This is a genomic window from Stenotrophomonas sp. YJH_SMC_40, assembly GCF_059368615.1.
The window spans coordinates 1-25,286 of sequence record NZ_JCAFRX010000002.1 but is presented as its reverse complement, the minus strand read 5'-3'; the positions used below and the strand labels follow the sequence as shown (position 1 = coordinate 25,286).

The 25,286-nt window shown below is 67.0% G+C and carries 23 protein-coding genes; 10 read left to right on the top strand and 13 right to left on the bottom strand.

The window, feature by feature from the left end:
- Positions 1–173: 173 nt before the first annotated feature.
- Together AC5P6X_RS03085 and AC5P6X_RS03080 are read left to right on the top strand one after the other, a co-directional pair.
- Positions 174–1,940, top strand: a complete 1,767-nt coding sequence (locus AC5P6X_RS03085) for a S8 family serine peptidase (protein WP_099589004.1) — start codon at positions 174–176, stop codon at positions 1,938–1,940.
- Complete coding sequence (locus AC5P6X_RS03080) at positions 1,940–2,518, top strand: DNA breaking-rejoining protein (RefSeq protein WP_088431824.1); 579 nt, start codon at positions 1,940–1,942, stop codon at positions 2,516–2,518. Before AC5P6X_RS03085 ends, AC5P6X_RS03080 begins: the two co-directional genes overlap by 1 nt.
- 102 nt (positions 2,519–2,620) lie before the next feature.
- Here AC5P6X_RS03080 and AC5P6X_RS03075 read toward each other — a convergent pair whose 3' ends face one another.
- Genes AC5P6X_RS03075 through cyoA form a run of 5 tightly spaced genes read right to left on the bottom strand, consistent with a single transcriptional unit; the run spans position 2,621 to position 7,166 of the window.
- Positions 2,621–3,301: an SCO family protein gene (locus AC5P6X_RS03075; protein WP_108270660.1), complete on the bottom strand. Its 681-nt coding sequence runs from the start codon at positions 3,299–3,301 to the stop codon at positions 2,621–2,623.
- A gap of 11 nt (positions 3,302–3,312) precedes the next feature.
- Positions 3,313–3,645: a cytochrome o ubiquinol oxidase subunit IV gene (gene cyoD, locus AC5P6X_RS03070; RefSeq protein WP_005411473.1), complete on the bottom strand. Its 333-nt coding sequence runs from the start codon at positions 3,643–3,645 to the stop codon at positions 3,313–3,315.
- A gap of 1 nt (position 3,646) precedes the next feature.
- Complete coding sequence (gene cyoC, locus AC5P6X_RS03065) at positions 3,647–4,282, bottom strand: cytochrome o ubiquinol oxidase subunit III (RefSeq protein WP_005411474.1); 636 nt, start codon at positions 4,280–4,282, stop codon at positions 3,647–3,649.
- A complete protein-coding gene (gene cyoB, locus AC5P6X_RS03060) occupies positions 4,279–6,255 on the bottom strand; it encodes a cytochrome o ubiquinol oxidase subunit I (RefSeq protein WP_108270661.1) in 1,977 nt (658 codons plus the stop codon). The genes cyoC and cyoB overlap by 4 nt, the downstream gene beginning before the upstream one ends.
- 5 nt (positions 6,256–6,260) lie before the next feature.
- Positions 6,261–7,166: a ubiquinol oxidase subunit II gene (cyoA, locus tag AC5P6X_RS03055; protein ID WP_108270662.1), complete on the bottom strand. Its 906-nt coding sequence runs from the start codon at positions 7,164–7,166 to the stop codon at positions 6,261–6,263.
- Between the two features lie 183 nt (positions 7,167–7,349).
- Between cyoA and AC5P6X_RS03050 the strand changes: the two genes are divergently transcribed.
- Genes AC5P6X_RS03050 through AC5P6X_RS03035 form a run of 4 tightly spaced genes read left to right on the top strand, consistent with a single transcriptional unit; the run spans position 7,350 to position 11,222 of the window.
- On the top strand, positions 7,350–8,765 hold the full coding sequence (locus AC5P6X_RS03050; RefSeq protein WP_108270663.1) for an aminotransferase-like domain-containing protein: 1,416 nt from the start codon (positions 7,350–7,352) through the stop codon (positions 8,763–8,765).
- A gap of 55 nt (positions 8,766–8,820) precedes the next feature.
- Entirely contained in the window at positions 8,821–9,099 is a 279-nt protein-coding gene (locus AC5P6X_RS03045; RefSeq protein ID WP_005414763.1) for a hypothetical protein, read from the top strand.
- On the top strand, positions 9,099–9,698 hold the full coding sequence (locus AC5P6X_RS03040) for a DUF6436 domain-containing protein (RefSeq protein ID WP_088436439.1): 600 nt from the start codon (positions 9,099–9,101) through the stop codon (positions 9,696–9,698). The genes AC5P6X_RS03045 and AC5P6X_RS03040 overlap by 1 nt, the downstream gene beginning before the upstream one ends.
- Before the next feature lie 9 nt (positions 9,699–9,707).
- A complete protein-coding gene (locus AC5P6X_RS03035; protein ID WP_024957990.1) occupies positions 9,708–11,222 on the top strand; it encodes an aminotransferase-like domain-containing protein in 1,515 nt (504 codons plus the stop codon).
- A 207-nt stretch (positions 11,223–11,429) separates the two neighbouring features.
- On the opposite strand, the gene AC5P6X_RS03030 is transcribed toward AC5P6X_RS03035, so the two are convergent.
- From AC5P6X_RS03030 to AC5P6X_RS03020, 3 genes are all read right to left on the bottom strand, one after another.
- Positions 11,430–12,731, bottom strand: coding sequence for an aminotransferase class V-fold PLP-dependent enzyme (locus tag AC5P6X_RS03030; RefSeq protein WP_329756974.1), 1,302 nt, complete (start codon positions 12,729–12,731; stop codon positions 11,430–11,432).
- Positions 12,731–15,133, bottom strand: a complete 2,403-nt coding sequence (locus AC5P6X_RS03025) for a TonB-dependent receptor plug domain-containing protein (RefSeq protein ID WP_329756973.1) — start codon at positions 15,131–15,133, stop codon at positions 12,731–12,733. Before AC5P6X_RS03025 ends, AC5P6X_RS03030 begins: the two co-directional genes overlap by 1 nt.
- Positions 15,134–15,351: 218 nt before the next feature.
- Positions 15,352–15,969: a hypothetical protein gene (locus AC5P6X_RS03020; protein ID WP_237398821.1), complete on the bottom strand. Its 618-nt coding sequence runs from the start codon at positions 15,967–15,969 to the stop codon at positions 15,352–15,354.
- Here AC5P6X_RS03020 and AC5P6X_RS03015 point away from each other — a divergent pair.
- Genes AC5P6X_RS03015 through AC5P6X_RS03005 form a run of 3 tightly spaced genes read left to right on the top strand, consistent with a single transcriptional unit; the run spans position 15,938 to position 18,584 of the window.
- Positions 15,938–16,765 (top strand): AraC family transcriptional regulator, encoded by an 828-nt coding sequence (locus AC5P6X_RS03015; protein ID WP_049417720.1) that lies wholly within the window; start codon positions 15,938–15,940, stop codon positions 16,763–16,765. The genes AC5P6X_RS03020 and AC5P6X_RS03015 overlap by 32 nt on opposite strands.
- A gap of 13 nt (positions 16,766–16,778) precedes the next feature.
- Positions 16,779–17,858: an alpha/beta hydrolase family protein gene (locus AC5P6X_RS03010; protein WP_099481411.1), complete on the top strand. Its 1,080-nt coding sequence runs from the start codon at positions 16,779–16,781 to the stop codon at positions 17,856–17,858.
- Positions 17,859–17,912: 54 nt separating this feature from the next.
- Complete coding sequence (locus AC5P6X_RS03005) at positions 17,913–18,584, top strand: VOC family protein (protein ID WP_049451179.1); 672 nt, start codon at positions 17,913–17,915, stop codon at positions 18,582–18,584.
- A 1-nt stretch (position 18,585) separates the two neighbouring features.
- Here the strand turns inward: AC5P6X_RS03005 and AC5P6X_RS03000 are convergent, their stop codons facing one another.
- The 3 genes from AC5P6X_RS03000 to AC5P6X_RS02990 all read right to left on the bottom strand — a co-directional run bounded on the left by AC5P6X_RS03000 (position 18,586) and on the right by AC5P6X_RS02990 (position 22,332).
- On the bottom strand, positions 18,586–19,905 hold the full coding sequence (locus tag AC5P6X_RS03000; RefSeq protein WP_164221671.1) for a TPM domain-containing protein: 1,320 nt from the start codon (positions 19,903–19,905) through the stop codon (positions 18,586–18,588).
- Positions 19,906–19,907: 2 nt separating this feature from the next.
- Positions 19,908–21,746, bottom strand: coding sequence for a M3 family metallopeptidase (locus tag AC5P6X_RS02995; RefSeq protein ID WP_164221625.1), 1,839 nt, complete (start codon positions 21,744–21,746; stop codon positions 19,908–19,910).
- 73 nt (positions 21,747–21,819) lie between these two features.
- Positions 21,820–22,332, bottom strand: coding sequence for a hypothetical protein (locus AC5P6X_RS02990; protein ID WP_329756972.1), 513 nt, complete (start codon positions 22,330–22,332; stop codon positions 21,820–21,822).
- An 82-nt stretch (positions 22,333–22,414) separates the two neighbouring features.
- Between AC5P6X_RS02990 and AC5P6X_RS02985 the strand changes: the two genes are divergently transcribed.
- On the top strand, positions 22,415–23,041 hold the full coding sequence (locus tag AC5P6X_RS02985; protein ID WP_329756971.1) for a YiiX/YebB-like N1pC/P60 family cysteine hydrolase: 627 nt from the start codon (positions 22,415–22,417) through the stop codon (positions 23,039–23,041).
- A 51-nt stretch (positions 23,042–23,092) separates the two neighbouring features.
- On the opposite strand, the gene AC5P6X_RS02980 is transcribed toward AC5P6X_RS02985, so the two are convergent.
- On the bottom strand, positions 23,093–23,257 hold the full coding sequence (locus AC5P6X_RS02980) for a hypothetical protein (protein WP_005414774.1): 165 nt from the start codon (positions 23,255–23,257) through the stop codon (positions 23,093–23,095).
- Positions 23,258–23,530: 273 nt separating this feature from the next.
- Entirely contained in the window at positions 23,531–24,955 is a 1,425-nt protein-coding gene (locus AC5P6X_RS02975; RefSeq protein WP_005411492.1) for a short-chain fatty acid transporter, read from the bottom strand.
- Between the last annotated feature and the right edge of the window lie 331 nt (positions 24,956–25,286).

Sequence of the window (25,286 nt, the reverse complement as noted above, 5' to 3'; positions counted from 1 at the left end):
ACGGCGGTCGTCATTACCCCGCGGCATAAGCGTTTGTGACGCAATTGGCACATCTGCAGATTGCTTGTGTGAAGAGGTAGGGGGTTGTTCGTTGTGTCGCGTTTGGCTCGTTGCGATGGGGCAGATCCGCCCCGCCGTCCTGCCATGCCGATTCACAACAGAAGGATTCGTGTATGAAGCGACACACGCAACGCACCGCGCCACCGCGCTCCGCGCGCCTGGCCCTCGCCACTGCGCTGGTACTGGGCAGCCTGGCCGTCACCGCCCAGGCCCAACAGGCCGATCCACTGGCGGCAATCCAGTGGCACCTGCTCAATACCGGACAGACGGTCCCGGCCGATACGCTGCCGGTGGCCGGCAACGACCTGAACGTGGATGGCCTGTTCCGCAATGGCATCCGTGGCCAGGGCGTCACCATCGCCATCGTCGATGATGGCCTGCAGATCGCGCATCCGGACCTGGCCGCCAACGTGGCCGCGGTGGCCGGCAAGAACTTCACCAATGGCTCGAACAACCCCACCCCGACCAACCCGGATGTCGACAACCACGGCACCATGGTCGGTGGCATCGCCGGTGCAGTGGGCGCCAACAACCTGGGCGTGCGCGGCGTGGCCCCGGCGGCGACGCTGAAGGGTTTCAACCCGATTTCGCGCTCAGCCCTGGGCAACCAGCAGAGCAACATCGAGTACGCCTGGTGGGACGGCGCGGAATCGGCCGACGTGCAGGTGTTCAACAACAGCTGGGGCGCCGGCCCGGGCAATCCGAACCTGCCGCTGGCGTACAGCGAAAACACGATTCGTTCGTATGAGCAGGCACTGTCGGGGACGCGTGGTGGCCGCGGCGGCATCTACGTGAAGTCGGCCGGCAACAACTTCAACAATGCCTCGATCAGCCAGACCCAGGATGTCTGCACCACCGACACCAAGAACCGCAACACCGGCTGCGTGCCGGCTGGACGCGATCCGCGCAACAACCTGTTCAACGTGATCACCGTAGGCGCGGTGCGCGCCGATGGCGTGCGCTCGTCGTATTCCTCCACCGGCTCGGCGCTGTGGGTGTCGGCCTTTGGCGGCGAGTACGGCCTGCAGGCGCAGTACGCCCCCGGCCTGGTAGCGCGCGCCTACGACCCGGCCATCGTCACCACCGACGTGACCGGGTGCGCGCAGGGAAGCAACAAGAACACCAACCGCCAGAACACGCTGGACAGCAACCTGTCGGCCATCGACAGCACCTGCAACTACACCGCCAAGATGAACGGCACCTCGGCGTCGGCGCCGATGGTGTCGGGCGTGGCGGCACTGGTGCTGGAAGCCAATCCGAACCTGTCCTATCGCGATGTGAAGTACATCCTGGCCACCACCGCCACCCGCAACCACCCGAACCAGCCGGCGGTGACGCTGGCCGATGGGCGCACGCTGGTGCCGGGCTGGACGGTGAATGCGGCCAACCGCGCCTACAGCAACTGGTACGGCTTCGGTGTGGTCAACGCTGCGCGTGCAGTGCAGGTCGCCGAGAACTTCCAGTCACTGGGACCGCTGGTCGACAGCGGCTGGCGCAACACCACGCGTACCGTGGCCATCGGCAACACCTCGGCCGCCGCCGCACGCCTTACCTTCCAGTTGGCCAACGGCGCGCGCAACATCGAAAGCGTGCAGCTGGGCTTCCGGGTCAACCACCGCAACACGCGCCAGCTGCAGTTCGTGCTGGTGTCGCCCAGCGGCACCCGCAGCGTGGTGCAACCGGCGTTCACCGCGATCGGTTCGGGCACGGGCGGCGCGCAGAGCAACTTCACCAGCTGGGACCTGCTGTCCAGCAATGCCTTCCTGGATGAGAATGCCAGCGGCACCTGGACGCTGGAAGTGACCGACATGGGGCAGGCCGCGACCGCTGCATCGCGTGGCAACCTCGAATTCTTCAAGATCCGCGTTCTGGGGCACTGATGATGAAGACCACCATTCTGTTGAGCACGCTCGCCTTCGCGGCGATGACCTCCCCTGCCTGGGCGCAGAGCTCGGGGCAGACCCCTCCAGCCAGGACCCTGTCGACCGTGGACGCGCAGGAACTGAAGGCGTCCGCTACCGGCCGCTCGTTCGATGTGGGCGGCACACGCTTCCAGCTGTCCCCCTCGACCACCGTGAAGCAGGCCAGCGGCGGTCAGTTCACGATCACCCCGCAGGCGGCGGCGACCACCAGCGCGCGTACCAAGCGTTCGCTGGATGGCGCAGCGGCTGCGCCTGCTGATGCCGGTGCCGGCAAGTTCGCGGCGGCGGTCTCCCGTGACGGAGCGCCGGTGGTGGCGACGTCGCGGGTCAAGGTGTTCTTCACCGATGCGGCATCGGCCCAGCGCGCGGCTACGGCCACCGGTGGCACCGTGGTGAAGGTGTCGAAGGCTTCGGGCCAAGCCATCGTGGAGTATCCGTCGGTGAACGCGGCACTGGATGCGACCACCAGGCTGCTGTCCACCGCCGGTATCCGCGCCACCGAGCCGGACGTGGTGCAGTGGGAAGAGACCAAGTAAGGCGTTGAGTGGTGCCCCGGCCGGCTGGCTCTCCTGGCCGGCCGGGGATTGGTGTGGGGGTGTGCCGACCAACGGTCGGCACCCACCGCGGTAGAGCTGGCGTCAGCGGGCGGCGAGTGTGTCGCTGTGCTTGCGGCTGCAGCTGGCCAGTGCGTCGTTGCCGGCGGCGGGATGAGCGGGCTCCAGCAGCAGGCGCTGCACGTCGGAAAACAGCTTGTCCACCGGCATGCCATAGGGCGCGAACAGGCGCAGTCGCCCCTGGCGGTCGAACACGTAGCCACCGGCAATGTGGCTCATCGTGTAGGTATCCGGTACCTGACCGGGTTCCTTTTCGTAGAACGCCTTGAAGTCGCTGGCCATCGCCGCCAGCTGCGCTTCGTTGCCGACCAGTGCGATTGCCTTGGGGTCGAACGCTTCCACGTAGGTCCGCGCAACCTCCGGGGTGTCGCGGGCCGGGTCAACGCTGACGAACACCACCTGCAGCTGGTCGGCATCCTTGCCCATCAGGTGCTTGACCTGGCTCAGCTCGACCATGGTGGTCGGGCACACGTCCGGGCAACTGGTGAAACCGAAGAACAGATAGGTCACCTGCCCCTGCAGGTCCTTCGGGCCGCGCACGGTGCCGCGGCTGTCGGGCATCGACCACTGCTGGCCGAGCTCTTCGCAGGCGATGTCCTTGGAGTAGAAGTCCATGCGCGACTGCGCACTGCAGCCGGCCAGCAGGCCGAGCAGCAGGCCTGCGGCCAGCCGCAGGCCACGTTGGGGGAACGCAATGCCTTTCACGGTTCGCAGGCTCAGTTGATCATCATGTGGTAGTGCATGCTCCAGATGATCCAGACCGACAACGCGACGATGATGAACAGGATCACCAGGGTGAACACGAAGCTGGCCAGGTTCCAGCCACCTTCGGACTTGCGGTCCATGTGCAGGAAATAGACCAGCTGCACCAGGATCTGCGCCACCGCGAAGCCAACCAGCAGGAACAGCGTGAGCGGCCGCGACAGCACGGGGTTCATCACCAGTGCGAACGGCACCACGGTCAGCAGCGCGCACAGCACGAAGCCGATCAGGTAGGACTTGGTGGAGCCGTGCGCATTGCCGGCGCGCGAAGTTTCGACGTGGGCCATGTCAGAAGGCTCCAATCAGATAGACGAAGGTGAAGACGCAGATCCACACCAGGTCCAGGAAGTGCCAGAACAGGCTCAGGCACGACACGCGGGTGATGTTGGTCGGGGTCAGGCCACGGCGGTAGACCTGGTGCATGACCACCGCCATCCAGATCAGGCCGCTGGCCACGTGCAGGCCGTGGGTGGCGACCAGCGCGAAGAACGCCGACAGGTAGGCACTGGTGCTGGGGCCTGCGCCTTCGTGGATCAGGTGCGAGAACTCGTAGATCTCCATGCCGATGAACGAGGCACCGAGCACGAAGGTCACGCCCAGCCAGCGCAGCACCGCCGAGGTGTCGTGGCGATGCATCGCCAGTACGGCCTGGCCGTAGGTGATGCTGGAGACCAGCAGCAGGAAGGTCTCGGCCATCACGAACGGCAGCGAGAACAGGTCCTTGCCGGTGGGGCCGCCGGCGTAGGCGGTGCTGAGCACCGCGTACGAGGCGAACAGCGAACCGAACAGCACCAGGTCGGACATGAGGTAGACCCACATGCCGAACACCTTCATGCCGCCCTGTTCGTGGCCATGGTCGTGCTCGTGGTGGTCCTCGCGCGCCTGCGTGTCGCTGGCCAGCTCGGGGCGGGTCAACAGGTTCATGCGCGTACCTCCTTCAGCTTGGCAAGGTTGGCCGCTTCGGTGCGCGCCACCTCTTCGGAACTGACGTAGTAGTCCACGTCCTCGTCGTAGGACCGGACGATCAGGGTGACGATCATCGCGATGAAGCTGGCCGCGGCCATCCACCAGATGTGCCAGACCAGGGCGAAGCACAGCACCAGGATCCAGATGTTGAGGATCAGCGGCACGCCGGTGTTCTTCGGCATGTGGATCGGTGCGTACTTCTTCGGCGGCGGCGGCAGGCCGCGCTTCTTCGCTTCGTGGAAGGCGTCCAGCTCATCGGCCTTGGGCACCACGGCGAAGTTGTAGAACGGCGGCGGCGACGGCGTGGCCCATTCCAGCGTGCGTGCATTCCACGGGTCGCCGGTCAGGTCCAGGTTGCGCTTGCGGTCGCGCACGCTCACGTAGATCTGCACCAGCATCAGGATGATGCCCGCGAACACGAACAGCGCGCCGATGAAGGCGGCGATCAGGTACGGCGTCCACGCCGGGTTGTCGTACTGGTTCATGCGGCGGGTCATGCCCATGAAGCCCAGCATGTACAGCGGCATGAAGGCCAGGTAGAAGCCGATCACCCAGCAGGCGAACGACCACTTGCCCAGGCGCTCGTTGAGGGTGAAGCCGAACACCTTCGGGAACCAGTAGGCGAAGCCGGCCAGGTAGCCGAACAGCGCGCCGCCGATGATGGTGTTGTGGAAGTGCGCGACCAGGAACAGGCTGTTGTGCAGCAGGAAGTCCGCGCCCGGGATGGCCAGCAGCACGCCGGTCATGCCACCGATGGTGAAGGTGACCAGGAAGGCGATGGTCCACAGCATCGGCACGCTGAATTCGACGCGGCCGCCGTACATGGTGAACAGCCAGGTGAAGATCTTCACGCCGGTGGGGATGGCGATGATCATCGTCATGATGCCGAAGAAGGCATTGACGCTGGCACCGGAGCCCATGGTGAAGAAGTGGTGCAGCCAGACGATGAACGACAGGATGCCGATCGCAAGCGTGGCACCGACCATCGACTTGTAGCCGAACAGCTTCTTGCGCGCGAACGTGGCGGTCACTTCGGAGAAGATGCCGAACGCCGGCAGCACCAGGATGTACACCTCCGGATGGCCCCAGGCCCACACCAGGTTCACGTACATCATCGGGTTGCCACCCAATGTGCTGGTGTAGAAGTTGAAGTCCAGGTAGCGGTCCAGGGTGAGCGCACCCAGCGCCACGGTCAGGATCGGGAAGGCGGCGATGATGATCACGCTGGTGACCAGCACGGTCCAGGTAAACACCGGCATCTTCATCAGGGTCATGCCCGGCGCACGCATGCGCAGGATGGTGATGAACAGGTTGACGCCGGTCAGCAAGGTGCCGACACCGGACGCCTGCAATGCCCAGATGTAGTAATCCACGCCGACGCCTGGACTGAACTCGATGCCCGACAGCGGCGGATAGGCGACCCAACCGGTCATGGCGAATTCGCCAACGCCCAGCGAGATCATCATCAACGCTGCGCCGACCACGAAGATCCAGAAGCTGAAGGCGTTGAGGAACGGGAACGCCATGTCGCGCGCACCGATCTGCAGCGGCACGATGATGTTCATCAGGCCGACCACGAACGGGGTGGCCACGAAGAAGATCATGATCACGCCGTGCGCGGTGAAGATCTGGTCGTAGTGCTCCGGTGGCAGGAAGCCGTCACTGCCCGGCCCGGCCGCCGCCAGCTGCGCGCGCATCATCAGCGCATCGGCAAAGCCACGCACCAGCATGACCAGCGCCACCACCACGTACATGATGCCGATCTTCTTGTGGTCCACGGTGGTGAACCAGTCACGCCAGAGCGGACCCCACAGCTTGAAGTACGTCACCGCGCCGAGCAGCGCGAGGCCGCCCAGCACCATGGCCGCCAATGTGACCACGACGATCGGCTCGTGCAGTGGCACGGCCTCCCACGTCAATTTACCCAACATGTTCGTTACTCCTGGGAAACCTGGGCACCGCCGGCAGCGCCCGCCGGGGACGCAGCAGCGGTGTTCTCACCGACGCCGATGAACTGGTCGATGACCTTCTTGAACAGCAGCGGTTCGACGCTGGAGAAGTGCTGCACCGGCGCGTTCTTCGACGGTGCGGCCAGCGCCTTGAACTGGTTGAAGTCCAGCGCCTGTGGTGCGCTGCGTACCTCGGCCACCCAGCGCTCGAACTCCTCGCTGCTGCTGGCGGTGGCAATGAACTTCATGTTCGAGAAGCCATGCCCGCTGTAGTTGCCGGACATGCCACGGAACTGGCCGGGCTCGTTGGCGATCAGGTGCAGCTGCGTGCGCATGCCGGCCATCGCGTAGATCTGCCCACCCAGCTGCGGGATGAAGAAGGTATTCATCGTCGAGTTGGAGGTGATGTTGAACGCCAGCGGGCGGTTGGCCGGGAAGTTGAGCTGGTTGACCGTGGCGATGCCCAGATCCGGATACACGAACACCCATTTCCAGTCGGTGGCGATCACGTCCACGTGCAGCGGCTCACCGGCCACGTCCAGCGGCTTGTACGGGTCCAGCTCGTGGGTCGACTTCCACACGATCACCGCCAGCACCGCGATGATGATCAGCGGCACGCCCCAGACCACGATCTCCACCTTGGTGGAGTGCGACCAGTCCGGCGTGTATTTCGCTTTGGTGTTGCCGGCGCGGAAGCGCCACGCGAATACGAAGGTCAGCACGATGGCCGGTATCACCACGATCAGCATCAGGCCGATGCAGATCAGGATCAGGTCGCGCTGGGCGAGCCCGACCATGCCCTTCGAATCCAGCAGCACCCAGTCACAGCCCGACAGGCCGACGCAGGCCAGGGCGACCAGCGCCAGGCGGATGCGGTTCCAGCAGATATTCATTGGAGGTCAACCCTGTTGAAGAAGCGCGCTTGACCGGCTCGCCTGCGCGCAGCGCCCGGGCGTGGAGCGGCTACACTGTGGGTACGAGGTCGCCTACAAGCAGGCGAACCACTCCAATCAAGCCCATACAAGATACATCATTGTATGGACTTGTGCATCTGCACGTATGGAAAAAACTGACCGATGACGCCACCTGCCGCCGGCCGCCGCCTGAAACACCCCAATCGCACCTGGGTTCGCCCCTTCCGCGAGGGCGCCGGCCCGCTGTACCTGCAGATTGCCCAGCAGGTACGCGAGGCGGTGGATGACGGCGTGCTGCGCCCGGGCGACCGGCTGCCGCCGCAGCGCGACCTGGCCCAGCAGGTGGGCGTGGACCTGACCACCGTCACCCGTGCCTTCGCTGAGCTGCGCCAGGCCGGCCTGCTCGATGCGCAGGGCGCCGGTGGCACTTTCATCGCGCTGTCGGCCGGCAACCGCAGCACCTCGGTGGACCTGAGCATGAACATCCCGCCGCTGCTGGGCAGCGCGCCGTTCGCACAGGGCATGGAGGCCGGTTTCCAGCACGTGGGCCAGCAGCTGGGCCAGGGCGAGCTGATGAGCTATCACGTCGGCGCCGGCACCCGCGAGGACCGCGCCGCCGCCGTGCAGTGGCTGGCGCCGATGCTGGGCACGGTGGGTGCCGACCAGGTGGTGATCTGTCCCGGCGCGCAGACCGCGCTGTGTGCGCTGATCCTGGCCCGCACCCAGCCGGGCGAGCTGATCGCCGCCGAGCAGCTGACCTACCCGGGCCTGCTGGCCGCCGCGCGCGTGCTGCAGCGGGGCGTGGTGCCGGTGGCGATGGACGCCGAGGGCATGCTGCCGGACGCGCTGGAGGAGGCCTGCCAGCTACGCCGCCCGCGCCTGCTGTACCTGGTGCCGACCATCCAGAACCCGACCACGGCAACGATGTCGGCACAGCGCCGGCAGGCCCTGCTGGCGGTGGCCAAGCGCCACGATCTGACCGTGATCGAAGACGATCCCTACTGGTTGCTGGCCGGTGACGCCGCGCCACCGCTGGCCGCCCACCGCGACGCCGGCTGCCCGGTGTATTACATCTCCACCCTGTCCAAGTGCCTGGCGCCAGGCCTGCGCACCGCCTATCTGTTGGTGCCGGCCGGCGAGCCGATGGAACCGGTGCTGGACGCCCTGCGTGCGATCGCACTGATGCCGACTCAGTCGATGGTGGCGGTGGCGTCGCAGTGGATCCGCAGCGGCCAGGCCCAGGACATGGTGCAGCGCTTCCAGCAGGAACTGCGCGAGCGCCAGGCGATTGCCGCGCAGTACCTGCCGTCCCGTGCCCAGGCGCATCCGGCCGGCCTGCATGTGTGGCTGCCGCTGCCGCCACGGCTGGACCAGTACCGGTTGATCCAGGCCGCACAGGAACAGGGCCTGGGCATCGCCAGCTCGGATGCCTTCAGCGTGGAAGAGCCGCCGCCGGGCAACGCGATCCGCCTGTCGCTGGGCGGCGCGGTCGACCAGGGCGCGCTGGCCGGGGCGCTGGCCAAGCTGAACGAGATTCTGTCCGAAGCCCCCGAGGCCCGGCACAACGCCATCGTCTGAACCGGGTGCATGGCACTTTATCCATACAAGATGATATTTTGTATGCAATGTATGGATGAAGGGACGTGCATCGATGCGCGCCGAGAAACTGAAGTTCCACCTGGTGATGGCCGGCTGCGGTGGCTTTGTGGTGTTGATGCTGGCCGCGCTGGCCTGGGTCTGCCTGCAGCCGCAGACCGTGGACGTGCAGGCCGCCGAACGCCACGCCATCGAGCAGTGCGTGCAGCGCAGCGAGGATCCGTCGCGTAGCGAGATCCAGCGCCGCGCGCAGGCCGATTCCTGCCGCGAGATGCGCAAGCAGTACGTGCACAAGTTCGGCCGGGAAGATTCCTGATGGGCGCAGCCGCGCCGCGTCGCCGCTGGCTGCTGCCGACGATGATCGCCCTCGCCTGCCTGTTCATGGCCGGCGTCGCCGCTGCGCTGTGGCAGTACTTCGGCTACAGCGCGCAGTCCACATTCACCGAACAGGCCATCGTCTTCGACGACTCGCAACTGCGCTTGCCGGCCAATCTGGCCGGTGATACCGGCCGCATCCGCGTGGTGCATTTCTGGGACCCGGCCTGCGGCGTGTGCAACCGCGAGACCGGTGCGCACCTGAGCTACCTGATCAGCATGTACCGCCGCGCCGGCATCGACTTCTATGCGATCCGCCGCCCGGGTACGCAGGGCGAGCTGCCCGAGCCGCTGCGCAACAAGGTGATCAACCTGCCGACCATTGATGGCATCGAACACATCCCGGCCAGCCCCGCCGTAGCCATCTGGGATCGCCAGGGCCACCTCGCCTATGCGGGGCCGTACAGCATCGGCATGGTCTGCAACTCGGCCAACAGCTTTGTCGAACCGCTGCTGGACAGACTGGTGCGCGGCGAAACCGTGCGCCCGAAAGGACTGCTTGCCGTGGGCTGCTACTGCCCCTGGCAGGCCAAGCGCTGAGGACGCGCAATGACATCACTGACGCTGGCCGGTGCGGCCGCCGCAAACAACAACGGCGGTCACCTGTCCGAACCGACCGATGGTTATGGACAGGCTCCCGCCGTTGGAAGCAACGATACGCCCCGACATGCTCCGTACATGCCGCGACCGGATGTCGCAGCGCGCGAATGGGTGCAGGACGTGCTCGCGCACAACGGGCCGATCTACCTGCGCATCGTCAATTCGCTGGAACGCACGGTGCGTCGTGGCGGCCTCGCACCCGGACAGCGCCTGCCCTCGCAGCGCGCGTTGGCGCAGCAGCTCGGCATCGACCTGACCACGGTCACCCGCGCCTTCGATGAAGCACGCAAGCGCGGCCTGATCGAGGCGCGCGGGCCACAAGGCAGTTTCATCGCACCGCCCAAGGCCGGCTTCGACCAGGTCGTGGACCTGAGCATGAACGTGCCGCCGGTGCCCGACGCCGATGCGCTGGCTGAGACGCTGCGCCGTGGCGCCGCCGCCGTGCTTGCACGCAGCAACGCGCCCAACCTGATGACCTATCACCTGGGCGGTGGCAACCCGACCGACCGCCACGCAGCGGCGCGCTGGCTGCAACCGATGCTGGGAAAGGTGGACGACGCCTGCCTTTTGCTGACCGAAGGCGCCCAGGTGGCGCTGGCCGCGATCCTGGTCAGCCAGGGCCGCGACGATGATGCGATCCTCTGCGATGCGCTGGTCTATCCGGGCCTGCTGCAGGCCGCCGCCGCACTGGGCCGGCGGCTACTGCCGGTGGACAGCGACGAACACGGCATGTGCCCCGATGCGCTGGCCCGGCTGGCACGCGAAAGCGGCGCGCGGTTGGTCTATCTCAATCCGACCTGCCAGAACCCGACCGCGCTGACCCTGCCGCTGCAGCGGCGCGAAGCGCTGGCACGCGTGCTGGAGCGCGAAGGCCTGCTGGCGATCGAAGACGATCCTTACTGGCACCTCGCCGAGGATGCACCTACACCACTGGCGGCACTGGCACCGCGTCATGTGTTCTACGTGGCGACGCTGTCGAAGGTGATCAGCCCCGGCCTGCGCACTGCGTTCGTGCAGTGCCCAAGCGCTGCGCACGCCGAGGCGATGACGGCTGCATTGCGGGCGACGCGGCTGATGGGTCATCCGCTGGTCTCGGCGTTGGCCAGCCAGCTGCTGCTGGATGGTTCGGCGCAGTCACTGCTGGCCCAGGTGCGCACCGAGGCACGCGAGCGCATGCGCATGGCGCGCTACCTGCTGGCACCGTCGCTGCTGCAGCGCGCGGAAGGCCTGCACGCCTGGTGCCGGGTGCCGGCGCCGTGGACCGACGCCACGCTGGTGCGTACCGCACAGCTGCAGGGGCTGGCGATTGCGCCATCTTCGGCGTTCTGTCCGCCAGGGGTTTCGCACCAGAGCGGCGTGCGTTTGTCGCTGGGGCTGGCGGCGGACCGCCGACAGCTGGAGAGTGCGCTGCGACGGATTGATCGGTTGTTGTTGTCGGACGCGTTGCCGGCGATCGAGCGGTAGGTGTGGAATGGGATGTGCCGACCAACGGTCGGCACCCACCCGATCGGTAGTGCCGGCCGCTGGCCGGCGGAAGATTCCCCGGCACGGTTGGAATGTGCCAACCAAGGTTGGCACCCACTCGATCGGTAGCGCCGGCCGCTGGCCGGCGGAAGATTCCCCGGCACGGTCGGAATGTGCCAACCAAGGTTGGCACCTACCAAAGCAGGGTCAGGCCAAGGCGGAGAGGGCCTTCACCAGCGCATCCACCTGCTCCGGCCGGGTGAACACCGACGGCGTCACCCGCACGCAGGCGCCGGAGTCCAATCCGTCGCGATGCGTGGTGAACACGCGATGCTCGTCCAGCAGGCGCTTCTGCAGCGCAATGTTGTCAGCCACGCTGGTGCGCCCGCGCAGGCGGAAGCTGGCCAGCGCACTGGCCAGCGCCGGGTCCGGCGAGGACAGCACTTCGATGTGCGCCATCTGCCGTGCCGGCAGCGTCCAGCGCTCACGCAGGTAGCGCAGGCGCGCCTGCTTGTTGGCGGCACCTATGCGCTGGTGCAGGGCGATTGCTTCCGGCAGCGCCAGGTAGGCGGCAAAGTTGACCGTGCCGGTGTGCACGCGGCTGCCCACGCGGCCGTCGTCGGTCTCGCCCATGTACGGGTCGAGGTCGGCCACACGGCCCTTGCGCACGTACATCGCGCCGACGCCGACCGGCGCGCCGATCCATTTGTGCAGATTGATGCCCACGAAGTCAGCCTCCAGGTCCGGCACGGCATAGGCGATCTGACCGAAACCATGGGCAGCATCAACGATCACATCGATACCGCGTGCGCGCGCACGCTCGGCGATCTCCGCCACCGGCAGCACCAGCCCGTGGCGATGGCTGACCTGGGTCAGCAGCACCAGCTTCAGGCGCGGCAACCGCGCGAATGCGTCCTCATACGCCTGCAGGATCTGCGCGTGGTCCGGCACCGCCGGCAGCGCGATACGCTCGACCTGCACGCCGCGACGCTGCTGCAGCCAGCGCATCGCGCCAATCATGCTGTCGTAGTCGATGTCGGCATACAGCACCTGGTCGCCAGGCTGCAGGCGGTTGTAGCCGCCGATCAGCGCCAGCATCGCCTCGGTGGCGCCCCGCGTCAGTGCGATCTCGTCGGCGCCCACGCCCAGCAGTTCGGCCACCTGCCGCTGCACCGCCATGTACTGCGCCGGGAATTCACGGCGACCGTACCAGGCGTTGCCACGGTTCACCTCGGCCGTTTGGCGCTGGTAGCTGGCCAGCGTCTCGCGGCCCATCGCACCCCAATAGCCGTTTTCCAGGTGGTTCACTTCATCGGTGATGTCGAAGTGGCTGGCCACGGCGGCCCAGTAGCCTTCATCGCGGGCCAGCACGTCCGGCGCCACGGTCGTTGCGGGTATCTGCATGGGCGCAGCGTAACGCGCGGCGGCCATGGCAGGCAGTGAAGATAGCGCAGCTGCGGCCGGCAGCAGGGTGCCGGCGCGCAGCAGGTTACGGCGGCGGCTGTCCATCAGAAGGCCAGCCGGTACTGCGCGTACAGGTTGGCACCGTCGGTGTCGTACGGCGCGTTGCGCGAGTAGACCAGGCCACGGCTGGCCTGGAACGTGGCCTCATCCGGGTAGCGATCGAACACATTGTCGGCGCCCACGCGCAGGCTGTGGTGCTCGTTGATGCGATAGCCCACGGCCAGGTCGAGGAAGCTCATCGCACCGAAGCGCTGGTAGATGTCGCCCACCGCGTTGCCGCTGGAATCGGTCCAGGCGCCGTAGTAGCGCATGCGCGCCATCAGCGACCAGGCACCGATGTCCCAGCTGCCGGTCAGACTGCCCTTGTGCTCGGGCAGCCGGTCTTCGAACAGCACGCGCTGGGTTTCGTTGGTGGCCACCGAGGTGCTGCCGTTGTCCACGCGGGTGCGGTTGTAGTTGTAGGCCAGGGTCAACGTCATGCGGCCGGCGCCGAGATCACGCAGGTAGTTGCCGACCACGTCCACGCCGGTGGTGGTGGTATCGAAGTCGTTGGTGAAGTAGTTCACCGAGGTGTAGCCCAGTGGATTGGGCGTACCGGCCGGAATGGCGAAGCTGGCCGACTGGCTGAAGCGGTCGGTGAGCTTGATCTGGTAGACATCCACCGAGCCGGACAGGCCCAGGTCGGTGCGCCAGGTCAGGCCCAGCGAGGCGGTGCGCGATTCTTCCGGCTTCAACGGCTTGGCTCCAAGCAGCTGCGCCAGCGGATCGTTCGGCGACAGGCGGCCACTGGTGAAGATCTGCAGCGTGCGCGTGTCCAGGCCCTGGGTGGTGCTGGTGGTGTTGAGCTGCGCCGGCGTCGGTGCGCGGAAGCCGCTGGACACGGTGCCGCGCAGGGCCACGTCCGGGGTGATCGCAAAGCGCGCCGACAGCTTGCCATCCAGTGTGCTGCCGAAGCTGGAGAAGTCCTCGTAACGGCTGGCCGCACCGATGCTCCAGCGCTCACCCAGCGGCACCTCCATGTCCACGTAGGCGGCCTTGCTGCGCTGGCTCCACTGCCCGGCCTGGCTGGCCGAGAAGCCCGGTGCACCGTTGGAGTTGGCTTCCAGCCCAGCGGCAGCGCCCGGGCCCACGGCGTACGAAGCCGGATCACCGGCACGCACCTGGTAGGTCTCCTGGCGGAACTCGCCACCAAAGGCAACGTTGATCGGCTTGGACAGCGCGGCGACGTCCCATTCGTAGTTGAAGTCGGCGTTGGCGTTCTTCTCGGTCTGGGTCAGGCGGCCGAGATCGAACGCGGTCGGGCTGGCGGGACCCAGCGAGGCGTTGATCGAATTCTTCAGGCTGTAGTCGATGGCATTGCGGCCATACGAGGCGCTTACATCCCAGCGCAGCTTCGGCGTGATCTCACCGCGCAGGCCACCGACCAGCTGCAGGTCGTTCTGGACGTTGCCGTACTGCGGGCTGAAGCCCACCGGGTACAACGAACGCAGGTTCCAGCCCGGGAAGATGGCGGTGGTGCGATACGCGCCGGTGGTGGTGTCCGGGTTGCGCCAGTTGAAATCGCTGACACCGTCGCTGTGGCTGTACAGACCGAACGCATACAGTTCCAGTGTCTCGCTGGCGTTGGCCTTCACGTTGAAGCCGACGCGGCGGCTTTCCAGCTCCGGCTGGCCCCAGCGCTGCACCGGGTTGGGAACCTCCAGCGCGGGATGCGCGGCCTGGAAGGCGATGGCATCGGGGCGCTGGCGGGTGCGCGAGGTGGCATCGGAATTGGAGGATTCAGCGAACAGCACCAGGCTGCCATAGTCGCCCAGCGACCAGCCGGTGCGCGCACTGAAATCGCGGGAGGCACCGTCGCCCTGCGCGTACTGCGAATAGCCGGCGGTGATCTCGGTGCCCGGACCATCCTCGAGGATGATGTTGATGACACCGGCGATGGCGTCCGAGCCGTACTGCGCCGATGCGCCGTCGCGCAGCACTTCGATGCGCTTGATCGCGCTGGTCGGAATCTGTGCAAGGTCGGCCGCCTGTGCACCACGGTTGCCGAGCAGCGCGCTGCGGTGGAAGCGGCGGCCGTTGACCAGCACCAGGGTCTGGTCCGGCGACAGGCCACGCAGGGTGGCCGGGCGCACGAACACCTGGCCGTCGGCCATCGGCAGGCGCTGCACCACGAACGACGGCACCAGCTGGGCCAGCACGTCCTTCAGGTCGGTGGATTCGACGGACGTGATGTCTTCCTTGGTGAACACGTCCACCGGCGCCAGTGTTTCGAACTGGGTGCGGTTGGACGCGCGGGTACCGGTGACCAGCATCGCGTCGAGCTGGGTGGGTGCGGCGCGGTTGCCGCCTGCGGCATCGACCGCATCGGCCTCCGCTGCGATCGCGCCTCCTGCGCTGGCCATGGAAAGGGCAAGGAGGATGGAACGCGAAAGCTTCGAACGATACACGGCAGGGCTCCGGGAGGACGCGACAGGGCCAGCACCTGTTCGGAAACAACAGGGCTGGACAAGGCGCGCAGTCTCGGCGCGATGTGTGAAGGGGGCATGACGTCAGTACGACAGCTTGATGCGCCAACCAAGATTGGCCCCTGCCAGGGCTCATCCGTAGATCCACGCCATGCATGGATGGGCAATGCAGACCCACGCCCCATCCCCGCACACAGCGGCTAGCCGTTGCCGTCGTCGCCAAAGCCGAAACGGGCCGGCCGTGCCGTTCGCAGCGGAACGAACATCATGGCGGCGAACACCACCAAGGCGGGGGTGGACATGATCCAGATGCCCCTGTTGCGAATCCCGATCCCCATGAAGTCGACCTGCAGATCGCCGATCCATTGCAGCTGCGTCAGTATCATCACCAGCCCGCCGATAGTCGCGCACGGCAACCCACCGTGACCGGCCCCCAACAACGTCGGTGTCAGAAACCCGCCCAGCAACGCGAAGCCGACACGGTACACCCAGGGATTGCCGCGCCACCGTGGCGCGCCGAACAACATCAGCAGCATCAGCGCCAGGGTCAACAGACTGGGAAGTACCCAGAGGGCAAGCAGCATTTCGATCATCTCGATCATCGGCCGGGCTCCGCTGGCCTGGCATCCCACGTCGTCGATCGCATTTTCCTGCCCCATAACGTCCATGAAGCGCGCATTGTTGCCGGTACGCAGGCAGAGGCAAAGCCCCGGCAGCGCAAGAACTGCTAAACGCCGCGCCTGCCGATCCGCTACTGTGCCGGCATCGGATCCGGGGAACGGCAGGATGAGCGCGGCAGGCAAGGCGTTGTGGTACATCGAAACCCATGCGGACCAGCCCTTGGCGCTGGCCGATATCGCCGCTGCAGCGGGGCTGTCGCCGTTCCATCTGTCACGCCTGTTCCAGGCCCGCACTGGCACCTCGGTGGTGCGCTACCTGCGGGGACGGCGCCTGACCGCTGCGGCGCAGCGGTTGGCCGACGGGGCGGGGGATATCCTGCAGGTCGCGCTGGGAGCCGGCTATACCACCCATGCCGCGTTCACCCGCGCCTTCAACGAACAGTTCGGGCAGACGCCGGAACGGGTACGCGAACAGGGCACCGATGGCCTGGCGCTGGTACAGGCGATCCGCGTGGACGATGCGCCGGCGCCCTGCGGTGAGGCGCCGCGACTGCTCGACACGCCCGCTTTCCAGGTGGCGGGCATCGGCATGCGGCATACCCGCGACAGTGGCGGTGCAATTCCCGGCCAATGGGCGCAGCTCAACCGCGAATGGCCGACGCCCGCTCCGATCAGCTTCGGTGTGTGCTGCAACAGCGACGACGATGGCGGCTTCGATTACATTGCCGCACTGCCCGCCAGCGCGCTGCCGACCGTGCCGGCGCACTGGCAACGGGTGGACGTGCCGGCGCGCCGCTATCTTGTGGCCTGGCACGGCGGGCACATCTCGGCCATCCGCTCGACCTGGTTCTGGCTGCTGGATCATTACCTGCCCGGCTCTGGCCTCAGCCTGGCCAATGCACCCGATCTGGAGCGCTACGACACCCGCTTCGACGAGCACACCGGCAACGGCGGCGTGGAGATCTGGTTGCCAGTCGACGAACGTCCCAACTGACAAGGAACTGAAGATGCGCATGATGGCCGCTGTGCTGGGAATGATGCTGATGGTCTCCACTGCCATTGCCGAGGGCAGCGAGACGCAGGCGGCCGGCGAGCGCCACGGCGCCACCACGGTGGCCAGCGCGGCTGTACGCGATGCGCAGCACCACGACGCGCTGCGCTACACGGTCTGGTACCCCGCACAGGCCGGCAGCCGGGAAACCGCGCTGACCCTCGGACCACCCGATGCGCCGCTGTTCGACGTCGGGCGTGCCGCAATGGATGCGCCGGTGGTGGGTGATCGCCTGCCGACGCTGCTGCTGTCGCACGGTAACGGCGGCAGCGCACGCATGATGGGCTGGTTGGGCACGGCGCTGGCGCGGGACGGTTATCTGGTGATCGCGGTCGATCATCCCGGCAACAACGGTGCCGACGAGATGACGCTGGCCGGCAGCATGCTGAGCTGGCTGCGCGCGGATGATCTGCGCGCTGCGTTGGCCGCCGTGCAGGCCGATCCGATCCTGGGCCCGCATGTCGATCCAGAGCGGCTGGGCGTGGTCGGCTTCTCGGCCGGTGGCTACACCGCGCTGCTGGCAGCCGGTGCACGGCCCAGCCTGCAGCGACTGCTGGCCTTCTGCACCGCGCACCCGGATGACGGCGTCTGCCAACCGCAACAGGAGGCGGCCACGCACACGATGCAGGCGCGCCGGGCCGCTGCGGCTTCGCCCGCGCTTGCCCCCTGGATCGCCGAGGCTGACGCACAGCGCGCGATTCCCGGCGTGCGTGCCGTGTTCCTGCTGGCACCCGCCATCGTGCAGGCGTTCGCGCCCGCGCAGCTGTCCGCGTTGCGGCAGCCGGTATCGATCATGTTGGGGGCCGCAGACACCGTCGCGCCACCGGAGACCAATGGTGAGGCCGCACAGGCGCAGATTCCGCGCGCAACGCTGCAACGCCTGCCGGACGTGGGTCACTACGACTTCCTGGCGGCCTGTACCGCTGTCGGCGGGCAGAGGCTGCCCGGGCTGTGCAACACGTCGGTTCCGAGGGCGAAAACCCACCGGCAGGCGGTGGATGCAGCCACGCGATTCTTCGCCGACGCACTGCGCTAGTGGCCGCCGGGTGCGGCCCGGCGCTACAGTGGTCGCGTCCACGGAGGAACGATCATGCGTCTGCTGCACCTCACCCTGCCGGTCTCCGATGTCGGTGCCGTGGCCAGCTACTTCCACGATGTGCTGCAGCAGCGCGTGGTCGGCCCCCATGTGCACATCGGCTGGAGCACGATCGAACTGCAGCCCGCTGAAGGACGTGCGCTCGGAGGCGTGCACCTGGCCTTCAACGTACCGGACAACCGCTTCGGCGAGGCAATGACCTGGCTGCGCGAACGCACGCCACTGCAGCGCAATCCAGCAGGGCTGGATTACTTCGCGCTGGAAAGCAGCTGGCAATCGCAGTCGGTGTACTTCACTGGCCCCGATGGCTTGATCCTGGAACTGATCGGCCGCCGCCGCTTGCCCGACAGTACGCATCAGGGCGCCTTCCACGGCAGCGAACTGACCTGCCTGAGCGAGGTCGGCCTGCCCAGCCACGATGTCGATGCCGTGCGCGAACAGTCCAGCATGCGATTCGGCCTGCAACCGATCAGTCCGCCTTCGGCGCAGTTCGCGCCGATGGGCGACGACGAAGGCCTGCTGATCGTGGTTGCTGCGGACCGGCGCTGGTTCCCCGAGCAGAAGGACCTGCCCAATGCGCAGGGGCTGTTGCTGCAGGTCGGCGACGTGGCCGGCCCGGGCGTTGTGGAGGACGCTGCACTCGGCTGGCGTGTGCAGGCGACCTGATCTACCAGCTGCCCGACGCGCCGCCTCCGCCGCTGCGGCCGCCGCCTCCGGACCAACTGCTGGAGCTGCTCGACGACGAACTGCTGGATGACGAACTGGACGCGCTGCGGTGGCCGCCGGATGATCTGCGGCTGCCGCGTGCCTTCTCACCTGGCAGCATGGTGAAGATCCAGGTGAAGTACAGCACGAGCGTGCCGGCACTCCACCCGATCGTCGTGGCGAGGCGCGCAACCGGGCCGGCGCGATCGATGGCCAGCAGTGCGAAGAGCACGTAGCCCGCAGTCAGCAGCAACAGCACTGCGCACCTCACCCCGAAGCTGCTGCGGTCCTTGTGCCAGCGCGCGCGGCACGCCTGTACGAGGAAGAACACCAGCATGGCCACGATGCCTACCGCCAGGTCCAGCAACGTGTGCAGGGCCAGACTGGGTGGCAACTGGCCACGCACCACCATCACCACGAAGAACCCCGAACTGACCCCGAGCATGCCGAGCAGCACCACGCGCACACCGCGACTGCGGTGCCAGCACCAGCCAAGCAGGCTCGCCACCGGTACGCACAACGCCAACACGATGCAGAGCGCTGCCAGTGCCTGGCGTGGCGCCCACATGGCCGCCGCCAGCAGGCCCGCGGCCACCACGGCCGTCACCAGCAGCGGGCGGGCCCAGGCCGGCAATCGCTCCGGGTGCGCCTGCGCCGAGGGCGGCGAGCGCCACAGACCCGCAAGGAAGCCGGCCAGCAGCGTCAGTGCAACCACCGAGTCTGCGCTGCGCCAATCGGCCGGCAGCACGTTGCGCATCGATGGTTCTTCCCATGCCGGTAGGTCCTCGCCATCGATCAGCGCCACTATGATCTTCGTTCCGTCCAGCACTCCCTGGTCAAGGTCGCCATCGCGGAAGCGCGGCACGATCGCCTTGTCGATGATGCGGGCGGCATAGGCATCGGGTATCGCGCCCTCCACGCCGTAACCGGTCTGGATGCGTACACGGCGGTCCTGCACGGCCACAAGCAGCAGCACGCCATCGTCAACGCCTTCGCGGCCCAGCTGCCACTGGTCGAACACCCGCTGTGCGTAAGCTTCGATGCCCTCGTCGCCAACATGGTTGACTACCAGCACCTGCAGCTGCGCGCCGGTGCGCGCCTGCAACTGGGATGCCTGCGTGCGCAGTTTTTCGCGGGTATCCGCCGAAAGTGCGTTGGCGGCGTCCACCACCGGATCATCCAGCGCAGGGACTGCAGCACCGGCCATCACCACCATCGGCAACAGGCACAACAGCATCAACAGCCATTTCGTGGCCCAGGTGCACGTCATCCTGCGCAGCATCTTCACGTGCCCTGCCCCACCTCGATCTGCGCATGCAGCGCCTGCAGCTGTGCCGCCGTCTGGTTGAACACCTGGAGATCGGCGTCCACCAGGGCCGCCCAGTCAGGCGCGTGCCCCAGCAGTTGCGCCACCTGCTCGTTCGGCGCGCGATCGAAGCCCTCGCCAAGCACGGCAAGATAGCGCGCACGGAACCCCTCGGGATCGCGCTGGTCCTGCACATACAACTGCACGGCCAGCAGACCCGCATACAGGTAGTTCACCAGATAGTTCGGGTCTTCATACATCAGGCGCTTGCCGATCCAGGTGTTGCGCAGCTGCGGGTAGCGCTCCGGTTGCTGGCCGAAGCGTGCGAGCACCCGCCCGGTCAGCGCGTCCAGGTCATCGGCGGTGCCCAGCGTGCCGGCGGCAACGCCCTGGTAGATCGACTGCTCCAGCTGCGCTTCCTCGGATGAGGTGAACAGCTGCAGCACCATGTCGTCCAGCAGCGATTTCAGGTAGTAGGCCTTGGCACGCGGGTCCTGTGCCTGCTGGTACAGCTGGTCGCGGAAGCGCAGCTCGTTGTAGATCGCGAACGCCTCGGTCAGCCACTGGCTGCCATTGCGCTGCAGCGGCGACGCATGACCCCGCTGCATCCACTCGCCGTGCAGGGCATGGCCAGCTTCATGGGCGATCTCGACATCGCTTTCCAGGTCCCCGCTGCGGACACCAACGAACAGCATTGCCGGCACACCGGGAGCGCTCACGGAGAACGCGTCCTGGCTGCGGTCACCGCGTTCGGTGGCCAGATCCATGCGGTGGCTGGCCGGATCGAGCAGCGCGCGCAGTTCAGCGACGTACGCCGGGCCCAGGTGCTTCATGGCATCGGCGGCGTTGTCGCGCAGCTGCGCCAGCGTCAGCACCGGTGGCGTGTAGCCGGCATCGGGCACCGTGGTATCCCAGATCTGCGGCGCGTCGATGCCCGATCGCGCAGCGTGGTGCAGCAGCATCTCCTGGTAGGCGCGGCGGTCTCCCGCATGCTGTTCGATCGCCACCAGCGTTGCATCCACTGCGGCAGTATCCAGGCCCATGCGCTGATAGCCATGTGCCGGCGCCGAGCCGTCACCCTGCAGGCGTGCCGCGGCGTCATTCACCTGCACCAGCCCCAGCAGCACCGACGCCATCGGCTCACGGCGCGATTGCAGGCCTCGCCAGTAGCCCTTCCAGCCCGCCTCGCGCAGGGCGCGGTCGGGCTGCCGGGCCAGTGCCTGCCTGTCGCGCCCCGTGTCCCAGTGCCGGCCGCCGTGCTCGATCTGCGGGTACTCGGCGCTGCGCAGGATCTGCCCACGCAGGCGCGCGAAGCTGTCCAGCGCCGGATCGGCCAGTGCCTCCACGGCCTCATCCAGCGCGGCGTTGGCCGGGGCGGCGGCCTCCTTCAACGCGCGTGCGCGCAGGAAGCCATAGGGTGCTGCCCATGGCGCATCCGCGGGCGCCTCGCGCAGAGCGGCGCGGCCGCTGCGGGCAATGCGGCTGCACAGCCCCATCACCTGGTCCAGCGCCTGGGCCGGACGCTGATCACGCGCATTGCGGGCGGCCTGCAGGTGCAGGTAGCTGTGATGGCGCAGGCACTGCGCCTCCAGTACCTCGGCCTGCCGGAAGTGTTCCGCGGGTGCAACGGTGGACGCCTGCTGCAGAGCCTCGACGCGCTTGCCCAGTGCGTCACGCGCGGCCTGTTCGGCGGTGGCATTGGCGAAGTAGGCGCGGTCATCGGCATGCACCGACTGTGCCTGGGCGCCGCTGAGGGAGGCTATCGCCAGCACAGCTGCGATGGCGGTGGTGGTGGCGTGCTTCCTGAAAGCCTGCATCGGCGTCTCCCTGCCTGGACCAGGCCTCGAGCCTAGCAGCCGCTGGCCCGCTGCGCCTGTGCCGGAACAGGCTTCAGATCGACTCGTCCTCACGTTTGACCAGTGTCCAGCACGGCGCCTGCGCGAAGGTATAGGTCTGCTGGTCGCTGCTGTCCGGCGTACGAATCTGCACCTGCCGCTGCCCATCGGCCAGGAGGCTGACCTGCATTTCGCGGCCCTGCCCGGCCAACGCGGCAGGATCGGGCATCACCGGCCACTCCACATCGGCCAGCGCCAACCGGCTTTCCACCTTGCGCGGTTCCGGCTCGGCCTCTGCATCGATGTAACTGTCCAGCAGCGGATCGGCAGTAGCCTTTTCCTGCAGCGCGATCTCATTGCCGAAATGCTTCAGGAATGTATCGAATTCCGGGTGGGGGCATTCACTGCGTGCAGCCACAGGTGTGGGCTCGGCGGCAGTGATCGCCGGCGCCGCTGCGGCAGGCCCGGCTTCGCCCGCTGTCTGCAGCGGCTGCGGCGCTGGCGCGCAGGCAATCAGCACCACGCCACAGGCGAGCATCAGCAGTGCGGCAGAACGGTATCGACACATGGGCTCATCCTGAATCCGGTCCGGTCGCTCCATGCTACCGCGCGCCCTACAATTCCGGCATTCCGCCTGTCCGAGAGTCCTCATGCATCGCCTCCTGCTCCTGATCGGCCTGCTGCTGCCCGCCCTGTGGCCAGCGGTGGCGATGGCCGTCGATGTCCACGAAGGCGATCTGCTGTTTGTCACCGCCGGCCGCAGCGGCCTCAGTGCCGCCATCGACGATGCCACCGGCAAGCAGGGCGCGCCCAGCTTCGATCACGTCGCCCTGGTCGCTTCCACGCCGAAGGGCTGGGAGGTATTGCATGCGGACGAGAAAGGATCGCGCCGGCAATCGCTGGTCGAGTTCCGCCAGGAGGCGCGCGCCAAGCAGCGGCAGATCGTGGTCTATCGCCTGCATGCGCCGCAGCAGGCGGCCATCAAGGATGCGGTCGCCACCGCGCGCACGATGCTGGGCAAGCCGTACAACACGTCGTATGTGTTGAACGAGGACAGCTACTACTGCTCGGACTTCATCGAACGCGCCTTCCGTGCGCACCACGTGTTCGCATTGCAGCCGATGAACTTCCGCAACCCGCAGACCGGGGAGATCGCCCAGCACTGGGTGGATCTGTACCGCGGCATGGGCATGGACGTGCCGCAGGATCAGCCCGGCACCAATCCGAACGACATGTCGGCGGCGCCGGTGCTGCAGCGTATCGGCGTGCTGGAATAAGCAAAGCCCCGCACGGGGCGGGGCTTCGCATCACCGGAGCTGGTGGCGAGGTCACTCTTCCTCGTCCTGCCCACCCTGCTGCTGGTTGCGCTGGTTGCGCTGCTGCTGTTCCTGCTGCTGTTGCTGCTGCTGGTCGCGGCCACGACCCTGCTGCTGATCCTGCTGGTTCTGCTGGCCCTGCTGCTTCTGGTTCGGGTTCTGGTTCTGCTGTGCCATGTCCGATCTCCAAAGCCACTCGCGGAATGCGGTGGACGTGGCCATCGTCTGCAGCGAATGGTTAATCACGCGTGGGTGCGCGGCTACATCTGCGTGTACGCCTGTGAATGAACGCGCAGAAGCCCTTGTGGCACAAGCGGCTGAAGAATTCATGCGGGTTCGGCATGTGCTCATGCAGTGGTCAGCATGGCGCGCATTCATGGCGTTCTCAGCCGGAAACACGCGCGGAAGGAGGCTGGCTTCCCAACTCACGCAGGCAAGCAAGCCCAGCATTCAGGGCATCACCGGCGGCACATACGCCAGGGTCATCCCCAGCAGCCACAGCAGGCCCAGCACCAGCGGGATGTGCACCAGCAGCTGTATGAAGGTGAAGCCCACGATGTCGCGTGCCTTCAGGCCCAGCACGCCCAGCAGCGGCAGCATCCAGAACGGATTGATCAGGTTCGGCAGCGCTTCGGCCGCGTTGTAGACCTGCACCGCCCAGCCCAGGTGTGCCTTCAGTTCGTTGGCGGCCTGCATCACGTACGGCGCCTCGATGATCCACTTGCCACCACCGGAGGGCACGAAGAAGCCCAGCACCGCCGAGTAGACGCCCATCACCAGCGCGAAGGTATCGGTGCTGGCCACGTGCACGAACAGGCTCGACAGCCGGTGCGCCAGTGTCTGCCCGTCGCCACCGGCAGCGTGGGTGAGGATCATCGCGATGCCACCGTACAGCGGGAACTGGATCAGCACGCCGGTGGTGCTGGGCACCGCCTTGGCCACCGCGTTGAGGAAGCTGCGCGGCCGCCAGTGAAGCAGCAGGCCCAGCGAAATGAACAGGAAGTTGTAGGTGTTGAGGTTGGCGATGGCGGTGACCACCGGCTTGTTGGCGAACTCGTTGAACAGCCAGCCGAACGCCAGCAGCGAGAGCAGCACGGTCAGCAGCGGGCTGTACTCCAGCCATTCGCCCGGGCGCGTGCGGCGCTGCAACGGCTCCGGCTCGGCCTGCGCGGCGCCGGGGAAGTCTTCAGCGGTGCGGGCACTGCCGGCGGCCGGTGCGGTCAACCAGGCGATCAGCAGCGAGACCAGGATCAGCACCGCGGTCAGTGCGATCGACTGCCACAGGAAGATGGTTTCGGTGAACGGCAGGACGCCGGTGATCTCGACCAGGCCCGGCGGCATGCTGGCCGGGTTGGCCTGCAGCTGTGCGGCCGACGAGCTCAATCCCATGGCCCACACCGCACCCAGGCCGAGGTACGCCGAAGCACCCGCGGCGCGGTAGTCCATGCGCAGTTCGGTACGACGGGCCAGCGCACGCACCAGCAGGCCACCGAACACCAGCGAGAAGCCCCAGCTGAGCAGCGAAGCGAGCATGCTGACCAGGCCCACGTACACCACCGCACCGCGGCCGGTACGCGGCACCCGGGCGAGGAAATCGATGAAGCGTGCGACCACCGGCGCGGTGGCCACGGCGTAGCCACCGATGACCACGAAGGCCATCTGCATGGTGAAGGGGATCAGGCTCCAGAAACCGTCACCGAAGGCGCTGGCGGTGGCCTGCGGGGTCGAGCCGAAGCCCATCGCGGCCAGCGCGACGATGACCACGCCCAGCACCGCGAACACGTACGCATCGGGGAACCACTTTTCCGCCCAGGCGGCCGAGCGCAGCGCTGCGCGCGCCATCCAGCCGTCCTGTACTGCTGCCGTCGAGGCCATCGCCTACCCTCCCAGGTTCGATGGATCGATTCTGGGCGGTGGGGTGCGGCCTGTCAGCCACCTATTGGTCGTAGGTCGCGGAGGAGGGTAGTGCCGGCCGCTGGCCGGCAACCTCAGGATCGCGCACGAGTGCAGCCGGCCAGCGGCCGGCTCTACCAGACCCGGGGACGGTCGCAGGTGGTGGGTGGTGATAGTGCCGGCCGCTGGCCGGCAATTTCCCAATTGGGATGGTCGTGCAGCCGGCCAGCGGCCGGCTCTACCAGACCCGGGGACGGTCGCAGGTGGTGGGTGGCGGTAGTGCCGGCCGCTGGCCGGCAATTTCCCAATTGGG